Genomic DNA, 14,848 nt, shown 5'->3' with positions numbered 1-14,848 from the left:
TCAGCGTGCTGCATTCAGTACCGCGAGCAGCGCTGCGGTTTCTGCATCCGGCTCACCATCGAAGCGTGCCGGGCGGTATTTCATCTGGAACGCCGCAATGACGTTGCGGGTTTCCAGATCCAGATAGCCGTGCTCCGGCACCTTGTAGCCTTGCTCCGCCAACTGCGATTGGAACCAGGCCACGTCTGGCAAAGCCGTCGCGAACAGGTTGCGCTGACGGGCTACGGCCTGGGCGTCCGGCCAGGGCACCAGGCCGGCGTCCGCCAGCCGTTTCCATGGAAACAGCGGACCGGGATCGACCTTGCGCTGCGGGGCAATGTCGCTGTGCCCGATGATAGCGCCAGGCTGCAGACCGTGACGCTGCATGATGTCCTTGAGCAGCACGATCAAAGCGTCTATCTGCTCATCGGAGTAGGGATACCAAAGGCGTCCGTTGCCGCTTTCGATATAACCTCGATTGACCAGCTCGATACCGATGGAGCTGGAATTAAGCCAGGTGCGCCCGTTCCATTGGCTATCCCCGGCGTGCCAGGCACGACGATCCTCATCAACCAGACGGTAGATGGTCGCGGGCGCCTCGCCGATCAGATAGTGACTGCTGACACCGTCGCCCTTGAGAATTTCCAGCGACCGCTGCAGGTCACTTGAGGTGTAATGCAGCACGATGAACTGCGCGCGGCTGTCGTGTCCCAGCGAAGTATGGCGGGTATCGATACGCGGACCGCTGGCGCAGCCGGCAAGCAACAGGCCAAACAGGGCGAGGATTAAGGTTTTCATAGGAGACCTCTGGTCGACAGCGACAGGACGCAGACTGAAACATTTGATCAGGCAGGGAGCGCCGAGAGATCGGCGCCGGAACAGAGGGCGAGATTATACCGGGGCAGCCCTTGGGCTCCCAGCGCGTCCCGTCAGCCCGCTTCGATACGGTTGCGACCGGAATCCTTGGCCCGGTAAAGAGCTTGGTCGGCGCGCTCGAACACCAGCTCGGCTCGATCGGCTGCAGCGAAGCTTGCGAGCCCTCCCGACAGCGTTACCTGGATGCGAGCTCCCTTGAAGTGGAAAGGACAGTTCTCGATGCCGGTGCGCAGATTGTCCAGCAACTTGAGCCCCGCCGCGGGAGGCGTCTCGGGCAGTAACAGCGCGAACTCTTCGCCGCCGAAGCGGGCGATGAAGTCAGTCTTGCGCAACCGCTTGCGCAGCTCATTGGCAATGATCTTCAACACCCGATCGCCAGCCAGATGGCCGAAACTGTCGTTGATACGCTTGAAATGGTCCACGTCCAGGACCGCGAGCAGCAGCTCACCGCCGTAACGTTGGTGTCGCGCGACCTCAAGCTCTAGGCGCTCATCCCAGGCGGCTCGATTGGGCAACGTGGTGAGCGGGTCCCGCAGGGCCTTCTGGCGCTGCTCTTCGAGGTGCTCGCGCATTCCCGTAGCTGCCTTTTCGAGGCTTGCCACGCGCTCAACCAGGGTGCCAAGGCGGTCACTCAAGGTCTGTTCATGTTCACTTCGCTGACGCTGATACGCATCGACGGTTTCCAGCAAACCATCAAGCCTCAATTGAACAGTCTGCTTCAGGCTCGGAAGGTCCTTGGCGCCGAGCATACTGTCTTGCAGGCCACCGACTTGCTGGCGCAGCTCTTCGTCAAGCGCCTGGGCCGTTTCTTTGCTCTGCACGTGCCCTTCACGGGCCGCGCCGAGGCTGTCCTGCATGGTGGCCAGCCGCTCGTTGAGCAAACCAAGATAGTTTTCGAATTCACGCTGCCCCTGATCCGCCACCGCCAACATCAACTGAGCCAAATCATCGAGCACTGGCACCAGCTCATACCAGTTGAGGCCCTGCTGAATTCGCTCACGCATGGCCTGCGCCTGCGCCTGCTGGTGTTCGGGAAGCCGCAAATTCTCGAGCAGTCCGAGCAGCGTCGACTCGACACGCTCGGCGATAGCGCTATAGGCCTGCTCCGGCGAAGGCGGCAACCGATACGGGTCGGCGGGCTGAGTCTCCGGCGTCGGCTCCCGCAATGTCACACCGGCTAGCACATCGCTGTGCGGTTCCGCGATATCGATGGCAGCTTGCAGCGCTTGCGCCGCCTGCGCACTGGAATCCGGGCCGTCTGGCTGAGGCTGAGGCTGAGGCTCGGGCGTTTCCGGCGACCCAACGGGCGGCAGTCCTTGAAGAGACTCTGCAGGCTCAGCGGGAAACGCCGACGAATCATCGCTGGGTTTCGCTGTGATCTCATTGGCGCGCTCGCGCTGTCCGAACAGCCGACCGAGCAAGCCCACCGAAGTGGAGCCGCCTAAAGGCCGCTGTGCAGTCAACGCCTGGTTCTGCAACTCACCCAGCTCACTCAATAACGTGGGCAGCTCGCGCGATTGAGCGGCTCGCGCACCAAGCTGTCGTGAGAACTGCTTCAGTGGCTTGCGGATTTCACTGGGCAGCGGCAGCTCAAGCAGTTGCGAAGCCAGTCGATCAAGCGCCTCGGTCAACCGCTTGAGGCGCTCCTGTTTACTGCGCTCGGTGTCGAGTACGGCGCGCTCGAGTTGCGGGACAAGGGCACCCAGACGATCATCCTGGACGTCGTCACGTAGCACGTCACGCAGCTCGCGCATGCAACGTTCGACGGCAGGATCTGCGCCGTCTACGGCAAAACTGCTGCGAACCAGGCTACGACGCAGCAGATCCAGTCGCGTATTCCAGCGCCCTTCAAGTTGCTCCTGTTGTTCCAACTGCTGCAGATATTTGTCTTTCCAGCGTTGCGCGTCGTCGCTCATCAGGTCCTATCCATAGGTACAGGCAATGCGTCAGCACCATGCAGTGCGTCTGGCAAGCGGATTTCCACCGCTACCGGCAAGTGGTCAGAAGTCGCTTGAGCCAGCACATCGACACGTTCAAGGGTCAGACTGGGGCTTAGCAGGATGTGATCCAGGCAGCGTTGCGGACGCCAGCTGGGAAACGTCGCTTCGATTTGCGGCGCTTGCAGGCCAAGATCACGTAGCGGTGAGTGCTCCAGCAGATCACTGGCGTGGGTGTTCATGTCACCCATCAGAATCTGATGGCGGTAGCCGCCGATCAAGTCGCGGATGTAAGCCAGCTGGCGAGTGCGCGCGCCGCCGCCCAGGGCCAAGTGCATCACCACGACAACCAGGGCGTCCTCACCCCGACCAAACCGAAGCAGGATCGCACCGCGCCCGGACGGGCCCGGCAATGGATGGTCTTCCAGTCCCTGCGGCTCCAGTCGACTCAATACGCCATTACTGTGCTGAGCGAAGCGTCCCAAGTTACGGTTGAGCTGCTGGTACCAATAGGGAAAGGCGCCGAGTTGCGCAAGATGTTCGACTTGGTTGACATAGCCTGATCGCAGGCTGCCTCCGTCCGCTTCCTGCAATGCCACAAGGTCGTAGTTGCCCAGCAAATCGCCGATGCGCTGCAGGTTCCGCGCGCGTCCAGTGTGCGGCAACAGATGCTGCCAGCTGCGGGTGAGGTAATGATGATAGCGCTCGGTGCTGATGCCGACCTGAATGTTGAAACTCAGCAGACGCAATCGGCCGTCGCAGGGCAGGCCGCTGGAATCCAGACAAAGCGGATTGACTCGCGCCTGGCCCGGGCCGGCCAAGCGCGGTGAACTCCAGCGACGAAGCATCTGTGCTTACCGGGCCGCGCGTTCTTTTTCGATCAGGAAGTCAGCAACATCCAACGCCCGCTCCGGGCCGCCAGCGGAACCGATATCGAAGCGGTACTTGCCGTTGACAATCATTACCGGAACGCCAGTGATCTGATAAGCCATCGCCAGCTTCTTCGCCTGCTCGGCACGGCTCTTCACGCCAAAAGAGTTATAAGCCTTGAGGAAAACTTGCTTGTCGACACCCTGCTCCTCGAGGAGCTCAGCCATTTTCTCCGGAGTGTCGAGCTTGTTACCGTCGCGATGATAGGCGTTGAACACGGCATCATGAACCTTCTGCTCGACGCCCATAGACTCCAGCGCGAGGAACATCTGGCCATGGGTGTTCCAGACGCCACCGAACATCGCCGGAATACGCTTGAAATCGACATCGTCCGGCAGTTGCTTGATCCATGGATTGATCACCGGCTCGAACTGGTAGCAGTGCGGGCAGCCATACCAGAACAGCTCGACAACCTCGATCTTGTCCGGCTCGGCAACCGGTACCGGATTCTTCAGCTCAACATATTCCTTTCCAGCCTGAAACTCTGCCGCACTGGCTGAAAAGCCAAATAGGCTGGCGGTAACGAGAAGGGCACTGAGAACGAGTTTACGCATGGTGACTCCCTTGGTAATGAACGGCTGACCGATAGCGCCACAGGCTGCAGCAATTCATGCGTGCTCGCCAGCGCTTTCCGACGCTTTTCAGTATCTTGACAATCATTATAGCGAGGGCAAAAACAAAAAAAGGCGTCCAGGCTCAAGCCCTGAACGCCTTTTGCAGGCTGATCGGTTTAACGATCAGTGCAGACCCTGAATGTAGCTCGACAGGGCCTGGATTTCCTTGTTGCTCAACTTCGACGCGATGGTGCGCATGATGGCCGCATCGCCATCGTTTGTCCGATCTCCCTCACGGAAGTCAGTGAGCTGCTTGGCGGTATAGGCCGCGTGCTGACCGCCTAAGCGCGGGAAACGCGCAAGATTATTGCCGACACCGTCAGGCGCATGGCAACCGGAGCATGCTGGCATGCCCTGTTCCAGCTTACCACCGCGGAAAAGCTGCTCACCCTGGGCGACCAGAGCCGGGTCGGCAGTACCGATGGTCATCTTCTGGCTGGCGAAATAGGCAGCCATGTCCTGAAGATCCTGTTCGCTGTACGGGTCAAGAATACCGGTCATTTCCAGCACCTTCCGGCCAACGCCCGGCTCGGCTGTGGGGCTGCTGCCCGCCTTGATATCTTGCAGCTGCTTGAACAGATAGTTCGAGCCCTGGCCTGCGAGTTTCGGGAAGTTCGGTGCGGCACTGTTTCCGTCTGCACCGTGGCAAGCACCACAGACGGCGACCTTTTCTTTTCCTGCTTCTGCATTTCCAGCCGCGTGGGCGATACCGGTGATGCCAAGGGTCAACAGCAGACTCACGAGTACTTTGTTCATCAGCTCATCCAACTACGGCTAAGGGTTTAAAGAAATCTTATTCGGCAGTCCGACCGCTTAGGGCCATGGCGACGCTCGTTATAAACAGGGTGACGTCTGACCTGGCGCTAGAGCAACGCTTCACTCGCTTCCGATCAATCGCCATAAGCGACCGACAGAGCGGCTAGCCGGCTCGTTTTTAGACCAAAGCGCACACAAAATCTGCGGCATTATATACTGGCGTTCCTGAAACGGAAATGAACCATTGCCGCACCCCCCGCGCGCGCTCACCGGAAAGCCCATGCTCCCAAAAAACCCGATTCTAGGCCTCTGCCAGCAAGCCACGTTTATGACCAGTGCCGCCAAGGTCGATCAATGCCCAGCTGACGAAGGCCTGGAAGTCGCTTTCGCCGGTCGCTCGAATGCAGGCAAGTCCAGTGCGCTGAACACGCTCACCCACGCCAGCCTGGCCCGCACGTCCAAGACGCCAGGACGCACCCAGCTGCTTAACTTTTTCAGCCTCGACGAGCACCACCGGTTGGTCGATCTCCCCGGCTACGGCTATGCAAAAGTGCCGATCCCTCTGAAGCAACATTGGCAACGTCACTTGGAGGCCTACCTGAGCAGTCGCGAGAGTCTTGCGGGAGTGTTCTTGATGATGGACATCCGCCATCCGCTGACCGAGTTCGATCGCATGATGCTCGACTGGTCCAACGCCAGCGAGATGCCGCTGCATATCCTGCTGACCAAGTCGGACAAGCTTGCCTTTGGCGCAGCAAAGAACGCGATGCTGGCCATCCAGCGCGACATCCGTAAAGGTTGGGGAGACGGTGTGAGCGTCCAGCTATTCTCGGCACCGAAACGCCAGGGCGTGGAAGAAGCACAGCTGGTGCTGGCGCAGCTACTGGGAATGATCGGCGAAGAGGACAATGATGCGCCCGACGAGCCTTCTCAAGAAGGCTGACCCTTTCGGGAGATGCCGCCCGGTCTGATTCAAAAATCAAACCGGGCGGAGCGGCACTACTCGCGATAATCGTCAACCGGTACGCAGGCGCAGAACAGGTTGCGGTCACCAAATACGTTGTCGACCCGATTCACCGCTGGCCAGTACTTATGCGCCCGAGTATGTGAGCTGGGCGTAACGCCTTCGGCGATACTGTAAGGGCGATCCCAAAGATTGGTCACATCGGCCAATGTATGGGGAGCGCGTACCAGCGGATTGTCCTCTGCAGGCCAACCGCCGTCCTGCACCTTGGCTATCTCCGCACGAATGCTCAGCATCGCCTCGGCGAAACGATCCAGCTCGACTTTCGACTCACTCTCGGTCGGCTCGATCATCAGGGTGCCAGGTACCGGGAAGGACATGGTTGGCGCATGGAAACCGTAATCGATCAGTCGCTTGGCGACGTCCTCCTCCGTAATGCCGGTCTGCGCCTTCAAGGGGCGTAAATCGATGATGCATTCATGGGCTACACGGCCGTTGCGGCCGCTATACAGGACTGGGAAGGCTTCACCGAGACGCATCGCGAGGTAGTTGGCGCTGAGGATTGCAACCTCAGTGGCATCCCGGAGTTGCGGGCCCATCATGGCGATGTACATCCAGCTGATCGGCAGGATGCTGGCGCTCCCCCAGGGCGCTGCGCTGACCGCGCCATTCTCGGGGTTGGGACCTTGCAGCTCGATAACCGGATGGTTGGCAACGAATGGCTGCAGATGCGCTTTGATCCCGATCGGGCCCATGCCCGGCCCACCACCGCCATGCGGAATGCAGAAAGTCTTGTGCAGGTTCATGTGCGAGACATCGGCACCGATGTCAGCCGGCCGCGCCAAGCCGACCTGGGCGTTGAGATTGGCGCCATCCATGTAGACCTGGCCGCCATGGGCGTGGATGGTTTCGCAGATCTCGCGGACGCCTTCTTCATAGACGCCGTGGGTCGATGGGTAGGTGATCATCAGGCACGACAGCTTGTCACCCGCCTCGGCGGCCTTGCGCTTGAGGTCTTCCAGGTCCACGTTGCCGGCCTTGTCGCATTCGACGATTACCACGCGCATGCTGACCATCTGTGCCGACGCCGGATTGGTGCCGTGCGCCGAGGACGGAATCAGGCAGATATCACGCTGCCCTTCGCCGCGGCTCTCGTGATACTTACGAATGGCCACCAGCCCCGCGTACTCGCCCTGAGCGCCGGAGTTGGGCTGCATAGAGATCGCGTCGAAGCCGGTGATGGTGCAAAGCCAGGCTTCCAGCTCATCGATCATCAGCTTGTAACCCTGAGCTTGCTCCTGCGGAGCGAACGGATGCAGGTTGGCAAACTCTGGCCAGGTGATCGGAATCATCTCGCTGGTGGCGTTCAGCTTCATGGTGCAGGAACCGAGCGGGATCATCGCCTGGTTCAACGCCAGATCCTTGTTTTCCAGCTGCTTGAGGTAGCGCAGCATCTCGGTTTCGCTGTGGTGGGTATTGAACACCGGATGCGCCAGGTAGCCGCTGCTGCGTTGCAGCTCGGTCGGAATACCGCTGACGATTTCGCCGCCATCCAACTCTACGACGCTCAGCCCATGATCTGCACCCAGGAAGACCGTTAGTAGCTTCTCGACGGTCTGCTCGTTGCAGGTCTCGTCCAGGCTGACGCCCAGCTTGCCGCGCCCAAGGATGCGCAGGTTGATCCGAGCGGCACGTGCGCTTTCGAGTATCGCGGTCTGTGCGCCACCGACTTCCAGAGTCAGCGTGTCGAAGAAGTGCTGATTGATACGCTTGATGCCGCGTTGCTCCAACGCACCGGCCAGAATCGACGTCAGCCGATGGGTGCGCTGAGCGATACGCTTGAGCCCTTCAGGGCCATGGTAGACCGCGAAGCAACTGGCAATGTTGGCCAATAGCACCTGGGCGGTACAGATGTTCGAGTTAGCCTTTTCGCGACGGATATGTTGTTCGCGGGTTTGCAGTGCCATGCGCAGCGCCGTGTTGCCGCGGGCGTCCTTGGACACGCCGATGATGCGGCCAGGCATGGCGCGCTTGAAGGCGTCGCGGGTGGCGAAATAGGCGGCGTGCGGACCGCCGTAGCCCATCGGGACGCCGAAGCGCTGGGTCGAACCGAGCACCACGTCTGCGCCGAGCTCGCCAGGCGGTGTCAGCAGCAGCAGGCTGAGCAGGTCCGCTGCGACGCAGGCCAGCGCTTGCTTGGCATGCAGCGCTTCGATCGCCGGACGCAGATCGCGAATTTCGCCGTGAGTATCGGGGTACTGCAGCAGTGCGCCGAAGACGTCCTGCGCCTCGATATCCTCAAGCGCACCGACCACCAGTTCAAAACCAAAGGCCTCGGCACGCGTCTGCACCACTGAAAGCGTCTGCGGATGACAATTCTCATCGACGAAGAAGCAGTTGCTTTTGCTCTTGGCCATGCGCCGCGCCAGGGTCATGGCCTCAGCTGCAGCGGTTGCTTCATCGAGCAGCGAGGCGTTGGCGAGGTCGAGCCCGGTGAGATCGATGGTCAGCTGCTGGAAATTCAGCAGCGCTTCAAGGCGACCCTGCGCGATCTCCGGCTGATAAGGCGTGTAAGCGGTATACCAGCCCGGATTCTCCAGCACGTTGCGCAGGATGACGGGTGGCGTGACGGTGCCGTGATAACCCATGCCGATCAGGCTGGTCCAGAGCTGATTCTGTTCCGCATAACCCCGCAGCCGCGCCAGTGCTTCCTGCTCGTCCAGCGCAGCCGGCAGTGCCAGGTCGCCTTGCAGACGAATCGCCGGCGGCACGGTCTGCTTGATCAGCTCTTCGCGGCTGGACAAGCCGAGCGCTTCAAGCATGGCCTGCTGTTCAGCGGCATCAGGGCCGAGATGACGACGCAGAAAGGCGTCAGATTGCTGGAGCTGGGAAAGGCGCGGCACTTGAGACATCACTGCTTCTCTCGAAAAAGGAAAGCCCCGATATGCCGGACTGCTGTGAAAAGCGACTACGCTCGGTTTTCACGCGCCTGCACTGCGGGGCTTTGAGTTTGGACGGCTTAGGCTTCGGCGTCGCAGGAGGCCTTGTAGCCCTCTGCATCGAGCAGCTTCTCCAGTTGCGAAGCATCGCTCGGCTGAAGCCGGAAGAACCAGCTGCCATAGGGCTCGCCGTTGACAGCTTCCGGCGAGTCGGTGAGTTGCTCGTTGATCGCGACCACCTCTCCGGAGAGGGGTGCATAGATGTCCGACGCAGCCTTCACCGACTCCACCACACCGGCCTGCTGCCCTGCAGTCAGTTGCTGGCCGATTTCTGGCAGTTCCACATACACCACGTCGCCCAACGCTTCCTGGGCATGGTCGGAGATACCGACGCTCACACTACCGTCGGCTTCGAGACGGGCCCACTCGTGGCTGGCGGCGTAACGCAGATCGCTGGGGATATCGCTCATTCGTAGGTCCTCAATAAAACTGTCGGTTGCGGGCACGAAGCAGGCTTTGCGGCCCGTTGCAAAATTGCAGTCGGCCGAATTTACACCAGTACTTTGCCGTGACGCACGAAAGTCGGCTGCACCACGCGCACGGGATACCACTTACCACGAATTTCCACTTCGGCACGATCGCCTGAACCGGCAGGAACACGCGCTAGCGCGATGGCCTTGCCAAGCGTAGGCGAAAAACTGCCGCTGGTAATCTCGCCCTCACCAATACCATTGATCCGAACGATCTGATGGGCACGCAGAACGCCGCGCTCTTCGAGCACCAGCCCTACCAGTTTCGGCAGATCGCTTTGCGCCTTCTGAGTCTCCAGCGCGGAGCGCCCTATAAAGTCACGCTCCATCGGCTTCCAGGCTACCGTCCAGGCCATGTTGGCCTGCAGCGGCGAGACGTCTTCGGTCATATCCTGGCCGTATAGATTCAGCCCAGCCTCCAGTCGCAGCGTGTCACGCGCGCCCAGGCCGATCGGTGAAATACCGGCCCCGACCAACTCGCTTAGAAAGTCCGGCGCCTGGTCGGCCGGCAGGATGATCTCCAGGCCGTCCTCGCCGGTGTAGCCCGTGCGACCGATGAACCAATCGCCGACGGCGCGACCATGAAATGGCTTGAGCTCGTGAATCAATGCAGCGCGGGCCTGGTTGACCAGCTCGGAGGTCCGTGCCCGTGCGTGGGGACCCTGGATAGCTAGCATCGCCAGCTCTGGACGCTCGGTCACCTCCACGGCAAAGCCCTCGGCCTGCGCGTGCATCCAGGCCAGGTCCTTGTCGCGGGTGCTGGCGTTGACGACCAGGCGATATCCCCAATCGGTGAGATAGACGATCAGGTCGTCGATCACACCGCCGCGCTCGTTGAGCATCGCCGTATAGAGCGCCTTGCCTACCTGTCCAAGCCGGCTCACATCGTTGGCCAGCAGACGCTGAAGGTAGGCCTTAGCATCCGCCCCCGCGACATCGACGATCGTCATGTGAGAGACGTCGAAGACCCCACAATCACGTCGCACCTGATGATGTTCTTCAACCTGGGAGCCGTAATGCAGCGGCATGTCCCAGCCGCCGAAGTCGACCATTTTGGCGCCAAGTGCAAGATGCTGATCGTAGAGGGGAGTACGCTGACCCATGGGTTTCTCCTTCCGGGCAGGTCGCCAAAGCGGCGTGGGTAGAGCTTATTAGAGCCGAGCAGCCGGCCCGACGTATTTTGAATGGCGCGCATTGTAGCCCCAAGGCCGTGACAGGTCACGGTGAGGTGATGGAGCGCTCAACCGACTCGCCGGGCAGAGCGCCGAATCAACAGGATGACCGGCAACAGCCCCACCAGCACCAGCGTCAGCGCAGGCAGGGCAGCACGCGCCCACTCGCCTTCACTGGTCATCTCGAAGATCCTTACCGACAGCGTGTCCCAACCGAATGGCCTCATCAGCAGCGTGGCGGGCATTTCCTTCAGCACATCGACGAATACCAGCAATGCGGCACTTAGCGTTCCGGGCAACAACAACGGCAGGTAGACCCGAAAGAACAGCGCCGGGCCGCCGACGCCAAGGCTGCGTGACGCCTGCGGCAAGGAGGGCCGGATGCGTGCCAGCGCGCTTTCCAGCGGACCGAAGGCTACCGCCATGAAACGAATCAGGTAGGCCAACAGCAAAGCCCCGAGACTGCCGAGCAAGATCGGCTTTTCCGCACCACCGAGCCAGCCGGACAACGGCACCACCAGTTCGCGGTCCAGGTAGCTGAACGCGAGCATGATCGACACGGCCAGCACCGACCCCGGCAACGCGTAACCCAGATTCGCCAACCCTACTGCCATTTTTATCGGACGCAGCGGTGCCTGGCGTCGAGCAAAGGCCAGCAACAGCGCCACGGTCACCGTGATCAACGCCGCCAGACCGCCCAGATAGAGGGTATGCAGGATCAAGCCGGTATAGCGCTCATCGAGATCGAAGCGTCCGCGCTGCCAGAGCCAGACCAGCAACTGCAGCACGGGTATGACGAAGGCGCAAAGAAACACCAGGCCACACCAGCTGCTGGCGGCCAGAGCCTTGAAACCGCGAAGGCGATAGAGCACCGCCGAGCGCGCCCGATCATTCGCCGGCCTGGCCGCTCCCCGCGCGCGCCGCTCACCGTAGAGCACCAGCATTACCGCCAACAACAACAAACTGGCCAATTGGGTCGCGCTGGTGAGGCTGAAAAACCCGTACCAGGTTTTGTAGATCGCCGTGGTGAAGGTGTCGAAATTGAACACCGCAACGGCACCGAAATCGGCCAATGTTTCCATCAAGGCCAGCGCCAAGCCGGCACCGATAGCCGGGCGCGCCATCGGCAGCGCGACGCTCCAGAAAGCCTTCCAGGGGGACTTGCCGAGGACTCGCGCCGCTTCCATCAGCCCCTTACCCTGAGCAATGAAGGCTGAGCGGGCAAGCAGATAGACATACGGGTAGAAGACCAGCACCAGCACGGTGATGACACCGCCGGTGGAACGGACCCGCGGAAAGCGCACGCCACTGCCAAACCATTCCCGAGCCAGCGTCTGCACCGGCCCAGCGAAATCGAGCAGGCCAATGAAGACGAACGCCAGCACATAGGCGGGAATCGCAAAAGGCAGCATCAGCGCCCAATCCAGCCAGCGCCGCCCCGGAAACTCGCATAACGAAGTCAACCACGCCAGGCTCACGCCGAGCACGGTTACACCCACCGAAACGCCCAGAACCAGCGTCAGCGTATTGGCCATCAGGCGCGGCATCTGGGTCTGCCAGAGATGCGACCAGATGTCCGTATCGATATCGCTCCAACTGAACAGCAGGACGCTCAGCGGCAGCAATACCAACGCGGCAATTGCGAAAGTGATGGGATACCAGCGGCGCTCGACGGGGTGGGACACGCAAGCCTCAACAGCAAAAAAGACTACGCCCCCGGCGTGCGGGGGCGTCGATTATAGCCGTAGCTGCAAACTGCAACCCAGCACTCAGATGTGCGCAGAGCCTGGCTGGCTGCCTAGGCGGCCAGCCGAGAGCGGCTTATCGCCAACCCGCACGGTCCATCAGCATGATCGCTTCGGCCTGACGCTTACCGGCCACTTCGACCGGGATGGTGTCCGCCTTGAAATCGCCCCAGGCAGAAACCTCAGCCGAGGATTTCACCTCAGGGTTTGCCGGAAATTCCATGTTGATATCGGCGAAGATGTTTTGCGCTTCGGCGGTAGTCATCCACTCGACCAGCTTGCGCGCAGCCTCCGGATGCGGCGCGTGCTTGGTCAAGCCGATACCCGACAGATTGACATGCACACCGCGACCGTCCTGGTTCGGCCAGAAAAGCTTGGCTTTCAGATCCGGGTTTTGTGCATGCAGGCGACCGTAGTAGTAGGTGTTGACGATACCTACATCACACTGACCGGCGTCGATCGCCTGAATCAACGCGGTGTCGTCGGCGAATACGTCTGTGGCCAGGTTGTCCACCCAGCCCTTGACGATTTCTTCGGTCTTCTCGGCGCCATGAGTTTCGATCAGCGTGGCGGTCAGCGATTGGTTATAGACCTTCTTGCTGGTCCGCAGGCACAGACGGCCATCCCAGTTCTTGTCGGCCAGCGCTTCGTAGGTAGTCAGCTCGCCTTCTTCGACACGCTCAGGCGAATAGACGATGGTCCGCGCTCGCAGCGACAAACCTGTCCAGCCATCAGTAGAAGAGCGGTACTGCGATGGGATGTTTTCGTTCACAACCGCCGAGTTCATCGGCTGAAGAATACCCATCTGCTCGGCCTGCCAGAGGTTGCCGCCGTCTACCGTCAGGAGCAGATCCGCCGGCGTATTTTCGCCTTCAGCCTTGATGCGGGCCATCAGCGGCGCTTCCTTGTCCGTGATGAACTTGACATTGACACCCGTCTTGGCGGTGTAGGCATCGAAAACCGGCTTGATCAGCTCATCGATCCGCGAAGAGTAAACCACTACTTCGTCGGCAGCCTGTACAGCACTCGACAGCGCGGTGAGCGCGAGAACGGCGAGTAAACCTTTGCTTGCCTGCATGGATCAGCCTCTTATAAATTGCTCAAGAGACTGAATAGTATTGAATGTCATTTACTTTCTCAACGCGACAATTCGCGCGCCCCGACGGCGGAGAAGTTCACAACTGATCAGATCCGAGCCAGGTCCGGCATGTCACCGCTCAAGCCCAGCGCCTGACGAACAAACAGCGCTTTGGCTGCCGGTAGAGCCTGAACACCTTTCAGGCCCGCATTACGCAACCAGCGCAGCGGCAGCGGATCAGCCTGGAACAAACGCTCGAACCCCTCCATCGCCGCCATCATGGTCAGATTATGTGGCATTCGGCGCCGCTCGAAACGCCCCAATACCCGCGGATCTCCCAGCTGCGCGCCTCGCGCGACGGCGGCCTGCAGCACCTCTGCAAGCACGGCTGCGTCGAGCAACCCAAGGTTAACGCCCTGGCCAGCCAACGGATGAATGGTATGTGCCGCATCGCCAATCAATGCCAAACCAGGTTGCACGTAACGCTTGGCATGGCGTTGACGCAGCGGGATGCATAAGCGCGGATCGGCCTCGACTATCTCACCCAAGCGATATTCGAAGGCACGCCCAAGCGCCTGACAGAACGCATCATCGTCCAGCGCCATCAGCCGCTGCGCCTCAGCCTCCGTGACAGACCAGACGATGGAGCACCAGTGTGCGTCGCCCTCCCGCTGCAATGGCAGAAACGCCAACGGCCCTTCGTCAGTGAACCGCTGCCACGCGGCCTGCTCGTTCGGTTGGGCACAGCGCACGCTGGTGACTATGGCGTGATGAAGATAATCCCACTCGCGAGTTTCAAAACCGGCCAGCTGGCGGACCGTAGAATTGGCGCCGTCGGCCGCAACTACAAGGTTGGCGCTCAGCTGCTGTCCGTCAGCCAGTGTGAGAGTCCACCCGTCCTCGTTCTGCTGCAGCTGCTCAAGTCGTGCATTACCCTTGAGTACTACTGAGCCGCGGCTCTTCAGCGCGTCCAGCAAAGCATCCTGCACGACCCGATTCTCGACGATATGGCCAAGCACATCGGCGTGTACCGCGGCGGCGGAGAAATCAATCTGACCGGTGCCAGAGCCATCCCACACATGCATGTCCAGATAAGGACTGGCGCGTCGACTGACAATCCCCTCCCAGGCACCCACGCGCTGGAGAATCCGCTGACTGGCAGCCGACAGGGCACTGACGCGAGGCTCAAAGGGGTCCGACGCTTTGAACGGATGCACGTCCAGCGGTCCGCCGTCGACCAGCATGATGGAAAGGCCAGAGTCCTGCAGAGCCAAAGCCAGGGTGCTGCCAACCATTCCGGCGCCAACGATGATGAGGTCCGCTTGCAT

12 protein-coding genes are annotated in these 14,848 nt (G+C 60.7%); 1 reads left to right on the top strand and 11 read right to left on the bottom strand.

Going from position 1 to position 14,848, the window contains the following annotated elements; genetic code table 11:
• The 5 genes from CXK96_RS11530 to CXK96_RS11510 form a co-directional block, all read right to left on the bottom strand.
• Entirely contained in the window at positions 1-777 is a 777-nt protein-coding gene (locus CXK96_RS11530) for an N-acetylmuramoyl-L-alanine amidase (protein ID WP_102836592.1), read from the bottom strand.
• A 131-nt stretch (positions 778-908) separates the two neighbouring features.
• The gene (locus tag CXK96_RS11525) at positions 909-2,771 is read right to left on the bottom strand and encodes a GGDEF domain-containing protein (protein ID WP_102836591.1); all 1,863 of its coding nucleotides are present in this window, start codon (positions 2,769-2,771) and stop codon (positions 909-911) included.
• Positions 2,771-3,640 (bottom strand): endonuclease/exonuclease/phosphatase family protein, encoded by an 870-nt coding sequence (locus tag CXK96_RS11520; RefSeq protein ID WP_102836590.1) that lies wholly within the window; start codon positions 3,638-3,640, stop codon positions 2,771-2,773. Before CXK96_RS11520 ends, CXK96_RS11525 begins: the two co-directional genes overlap by 1 nt.
• 6 nt (positions 3,641-3,646) lie before the next feature.
• On the bottom strand, positions 3,647-4,276 hold the full coding sequence (locus CXK96_RS11515) for a thiol:disulfide interchange protein DsbA/DsbL (RefSeq protein ID WP_102836589.1): 630 nt from the start codon (positions 4,274-4,276) through the stop codon (positions 3,647-3,649).
• 183 nt (positions 4,277-4,459) lie between these two features.
• Complete coding sequence (locus CXK96_RS11510) at positions 4,460-5,092, bottom strand: c-type cytochrome (protein WP_102836588.1); 633 nt, start codon at positions 5,090-5,092, stop codon at positions 4,460-4,462.
• A 280-nt stretch (positions 5,093-5,372) separates the two neighbouring features.
• On the opposite strand from CXK96_RS11510, the gene yihA reads away from it, so the two are divergent.
• Entirely contained in the window at positions 5,373-6,035 is a 663-nt protein-coding gene (gene yihA / locus CXK96_RS11505; protein WP_102836587.1) for a ribosome biogenesis GTP-binding protein YihA/YsxC, read from the top strand.
• 56 nt (positions 6,036-6,091) lie between these two features.
• Here yihA and gcvP read toward each other — a convergent pair whose 3' ends face one another.
• From gcvP to CXK96_RS11475, 6 genes are all read right to left on the bottom strand, one after another.
• A complete protein-coding gene (gene gcvP / locus CXK96_RS11500) occupies positions 6,092-8,968 on the bottom strand; it encodes an aminomethyl-transferring glycine dehydrogenase (RefSeq protein ID WP_102836586.1) in 2,877 nt (958 codons plus the stop codon).
• A gap of 107 nt (positions 8,969-9,075) precedes the next feature.
• Positions 9,076-9,465, bottom strand: coding sequence for a glycine cleavage system protein GcvH (gene gcvH / locus CXK96_RS11495; protein ID WP_102836585.1), 390 nt, complete (start codon positions 9,463-9,465; stop codon positions 9,076-9,078).
• Positions 9,466-9,545: 80 nt separating this feature from the next.
• Positions 9,546-10,628: a glycine cleavage system aminomethyltransferase GcvT gene (gene gcvT, locus CXK96_RS11490; RefSeq protein ID WP_102836584.1), complete on the bottom strand. Its 1,083-nt coding sequence runs from the start codon at positions 10,626-10,628 to the stop codon at positions 9,546-9,548.
• Positions 10,629-10,765: 137 nt separating this feature from the next.
• Positions 10,766-12,382: an ABC transporter permease gene (locus CXK96_RS11485; RefSeq protein ID WP_102836583.1), complete on the bottom strand. Its 1,617-nt coding sequence runs from the start codon at positions 12,380-12,382 to the stop codon at positions 10,766-10,768.
• Between the two features lie 136 nt (positions 12,383-12,518).
• Positions 12,519-13,520 carry an extracellular solute-binding protein gene (locus CXK96_RS11480; protein WP_102836582.1) on the bottom strand — a complete coding sequence of 334 codons (1,002 nt, stop codon included), beginning with the start codon at positions 13,518-13,520 and terminating at the stop codon, positions 12,519-12,521.
• A 107-nt stretch (positions 13,521-13,627) separates the two neighbouring features.
• Positions 13,628-14,848: a 2-octaprenyl-3-methyl-6-methoxy-1,4-benzoquinol hydroxylase gene (locus CXK96_RS11475; RefSeq protein WP_102836581.1), complete on the bottom strand. Its 1,221-nt coding sequence runs from the start codon at positions 14,846-14,848 to the stop codon at positions 13,628-13,630.

The organism is Stutzerimonas stutzeri, from assembly GCF_002890895.1.
GTDB lineage: Bacteria > Pseudomonadota > Gammaproteobacteria > Pseudomonadales > Pseudomonadaceae > Stutzerimonas > Stutzerimonas stutzeri_AB.
The sequence above is the reverse complement of the archived record's forward strand: the minus strand, read 5'-3'. Positions and strand labels throughout refer to the sequence as shown.

Excerpts from the sequence above, each read along its gene's own strand:
- gcvP (WP_102836586.1), bottom strand. The coding sequence starts at position 8,968 with ATGTCTCAAGTGCCGCGCCTTTCCCAGCTCCAGCAATCTGACGCCTTT.
- CXK96_RS11530 (WP_102836592.1), bottom strand. The coding sequence starts at position 777 with ATGAAAACCTTAATCCTCGCCCTGTTTGGCCTGTTGCTTGCCGGCTGC.
- CXK96_RS11520 (WP_102836590.1), bottom strand. The coding sequence starts at position 3,640 with ATGCTTCGTCGCTGGAGTTCACCGCGCTTGGCCGGCCCGGGCCAGGCG.
- yihA (WP_102836587.1), top strand. The coding sequence starts at position 5,373 with ATGCTCCCAAAAAACCCGATTCTAGGCCTCTGCCAGCAAGCCACGTTT.
- gcvT (WP_102836584.1), bottom strand. The coding sequence starts at position 10,628 with ATGGGTCAGCGTACTCCCCTCTACGATCAGCATCTTGCACTTGGCGCC.
- CXK96_RS11515 (WP_102836589.1), bottom strand. The coding sequence starts at position 4,276 with ATGCGTAAACTCGTTCTCAGTGCCCTTCTCGTTACCGCCAGCCTATTT.
- CXK96_RS11480 (WP_102836582.1), bottom strand. The coding sequence starts at position 13,520 with ATGCAGGCAAGCAAAGGTTTACTCGCCGTTCTCGCGCTCACCGCGCTG.
- CXK96_RS11525 (WP_102836591.1), bottom strand. The coding sequence starts at position 2,771 with ATGAGCGACGACGCGCAACGCTGGAAAGACAAATATCTGCAGCAGTTG.
- CXK96_RS11475 (WP_102836581.1), bottom strand. The coding sequence starts at position 14,848 with ATGCAAGCGGACCTCATCATCGTTGGCGCCGGAATGGTTGGCAGCACC.
- gcvH (WP_102836585.1), bottom strand. The coding sequence starts at position 9,465 with ATGAGCGATATCCCCAGCGATCTGCGTTACGCCGCCAGCCACGAGTGG.
- CXK96_RS11510 (WP_102836588.1), bottom strand. The coding sequence starts at position 5,092 with ATGAACAAAGTACTCGTGAGTCTGCTGTTGACCCTTGGCATCACCGGT.